General features: G+C 70.1%; 1 protein-coding gene and 2 pseudogenes. 2 read left to right on the top strand and 1 reads right to left on the bottom strand.

Going from position 1 to position 2,912, the window contains the following annotated elements; translation table 11 throughout:
* Positions 1 to 78 precede the first annotated feature (78 nt).
* Positions 79 to 600 (bottom strand): annotated as a pseudogene (locus ACNFOC_RS52775) (FAD/NAD(P)-binding protein); the annotation flags it as partial.
* Positions 601 to 940: 340 nt separating this feature from the next.
* Here ACNFOC_RS52775 and ACNFOC_RS52770 point away from each other — a divergent pair.
* Together ACNFOC_RS52770 and ACNFOC_RS52765 are read left to right on the top strand one after the other, a co-directional pair.
* Entirely contained in the window at positions 941 to 2,185 is a 1,245-nt protein-coding gene (locus ACNFOC_RS52770) for a L,D-transpeptidase (RefSeq protein ID WP_416966084.1), read from the top strand.
* Positions 2,186 to 2,646: 461 nt separating this feature from the next.
* A pseudogene (locus tag ACNFOC_RS52765) lies at positions 2,647 to 2,912 on the top strand (1,3-beta-glucanase); the annotation flags it as partial.

The following is a 2,912-nucleotide window of genomic DNA, read 5'->3' as shown; positions in this document are numbered from 1 at the left end:
GCAACGACCGCCCCACCAGGCGCAGTTGGCCGCTCTCCTGCTTCGCCAGTTTCACCTGTTCCTTCTGCGTGGCCGTGGTGAACGCGAGCTTGTCGGCGTCCAGGAGGAGGACCGCGTCGTAGGCGTGACGGCGCTGTCGGCGGTGAGGAGTCCCCCGTCGGCGAGGTGGAGTTCCACCGGGCCTCCGGGGGTGCCGGTACAGCTCTCGGCGCGGGTGCGCAGCCGTCGTACGGAGACCGTGCCGTGGGAGCGGACGACGGCCTGGGCGAGGGTGTCGGCGAGGTAGGCGCCGTAGCGGTAGCGGGTGGCGAAGTCGGTGCCGCTGACGGTGGGTTCGCCGTGGCGGCAGAGCCAGCGGGTGAAGTGGCCGGCGTCGTCGGGGTAGCAACTCATGCCGCCCGCCGGGACGTTGAGCCGGTGGCGTGGATCGGGGGTGGCGTAGGCGGTGCCGCGGCCGGCTTCCGGGGCCGGGTCGACCAGCACCAGGTCGAGGGGGGTCCGGCGGCGGGTGGCGGTCTCGCACAGCTGGACGGCGGTCAGGGTGCCTGCCGCGCCCGCTCCGACGATCGCCACGGTGGGCCGCTTGCGGACTTCGGTCACGAATACCTCCGGCGTGGTCTGCGCGGAGCCGCCGAAACGGAACTCCGCCCTCGGGTCCTTCCTCACTATTCCGACCGGGTAGGTGGGGAAGCCATGGCGGGACGGGGATCTCACCGGATACTCAGGGCACCGGCCGGCGCCTTCACACTCTGTTCACACTCGGGAAGCGTCCGGCAACCGTGGTTTCAGGACTTCTTTCAGGCTCTCTTCACAGGAATCTCAGGTGGAGCCCCTGGGATTCAAAGATTCAACCCATGCAAGTGACGCAGGATGCAACGGCACTGGTGATCTCGTCGCGTACGGCCTGGGGGCGGGCGCGACATGCGGAGGAAGGCCTGCCGTGGGCGTGTCGCACATATCCAACCGGTCCGAGAAGCAGTCGGAGAGGTGGTCCCGTCGTGGGGTCCTCACCGTGCTCGGGGTGGTGCCGGCCGCCGTCCTGACCGGTTGCAGCGGTTCGGCGGGCGCCGCGGAGAGTTCGTCCTCCGGCGGTTCGTCGGCGACGGCGTCCGTGAAGGCCGCGAAGGCGCCGGCCGTCACGGTCTCGCCCGCCGACGGCACCAAGAAGGCCGACTTCACGACCCCGGTCACGGTCAGCGTGGCCGACGGCACGCTCACCACGGTGAAGGTGACCGGCAACGACGGCTCCACGCTGGCCGGCACCTTCAACGACGCCAAGACGAAGTGGACGTCCACGAAGAACCCGTACTCGGGCACGAAGTACACGGTCTCGGCGCAGGCGCAGGACGCCGCCGCGAAGACGGCCACCTTCACCACCAAGTCGCCCGGCGAGACCTTCGTCGGCTACTTCACCCCCGAGGCGAACTCCACCTCCGGCGTCGGCATGCCCGTGTCGATCAACTTCACGCACGCGGTCAAGGACCGGGCCGCCGTCCAGAAGGCGATCACGGTCACCGCCGAGCCCGCCGTCGAGGTGGTCGGCCACTGGTTCAGCGACACCCGGCTCGACTTCCGCCCCGAGACGTACTGGGCGGCCGGCACGAAGATCACGCTGAGCCTGCGTCTGAAGGACATCGAGGGCCAGGACGGGATCTACGGCATCCAGTCCAAGGACGTCACGTTCACCATCGGGCGCGAGCAGATCAGCACGGTCGACCTGTCCAGCAAGGAGATGGTCGTCAAGCGGGACGGCAAGACCCTCGCGACCTACCCGGTCAGCGGCGGCAACGCCCAGCACACCACCTGGTCCGGGATCATGGTGATCAGTGAGCGGTTCAAGCAGACCCGCATGGAGTCCTCGACGGTCGGGCTCGGCGACGAGTACGACATCTCCGACGTCCCGCACGCCCAGCGCCTCACCACGTCCGGCACCTTCGTGCACGGCAACTACTGGGCGTCCACCTCGGTGTTCGGCAGCGAGAACACCAGCCACGGCTGCGTCGGCCTGCACGACGCGAAGGGCGCCAACGACACCTCGGTGGCGGGTTACAAGTTCTACGACAGCTCGATGCTCGGCGACGTCGTCATCGTGAAGAACTCCGGCGACAAGACCGTCGCGGCGGACAACGGCCTCAACGGCTGGAACCTGTCCTGGGCGGACTGGAAGGCGGGGAGCGCGGTCTAGCCCCGGGCGCCCTCCAGCCCGGCGACGCGCTCCATCCGAGCGACGCGCTCCGGTCCCGGCAGCGCCCTCCGGCCTCCCGGCGCAGCGCGCACGGGTCCCGACGGCGCGCTCTGGTCCCCGCAGGGCCTGGCCCCTGCGGCACCCTCTCGTCCCCGCGCGCCCTCCAGCCCCGGGCGCAGCGCGCACCGGTTCCGGCGGCGCGCTCCGATCCCCGCAGCACCCTCCGGTCCCGGAGGCGCCCTCCACCACCCGCGCCGGTCCCCGCCGGCGCCCCCCTCGGAAACCTCCCCATTCACCGCATTCATCACCTGAACTCCCGCACAGCGAAAGGACTTTCCCGGCTTCACCTCTTGACGCCCGGAGTGGCTGAGAGCACATTGACCGCGCACCCACTGCGTGAGAGCGCTCTCAGGCAGGTATGGCACGCACCCGCACCCCCACTCCGTATCCGAGAGGCACCCATGAGTGAAACCTCCGGCACGCAGCGCAGATCCCGTCCCCTCCGGCGCGTCCTGATCGCCGTCCTCAGCACCCTCGGTCTGGCGGCCGCCACCGCCACGGCCTTCACCCTGCCCGCGAACGCGTCCGCGCCCACACCCCCGGCAGGCTGGACGCAGGTCTTCCTGGACGACTTCAACGGCTCCGCCGGCACCGGCGTCTCCACCACCAACTGGCAGTACGACACCGGGACTTCATACCCGGGCGGCGCCGCCAACTGGGGCACCGG

Origin of the sequence: Streptomyces colwelliae (assembly GCF_048158785.1) — a bacterium.
Classification (GTDB): domain Bacteria; phylum Actinomycetota; class Actinomycetes; order Streptomycetales; family Streptomycetaceae; genus Streptomyces.
Note: the sequence above shows the minus strand (reverse complement) of the source record. Positions and strands in the feature narration are given on the sequence as shown.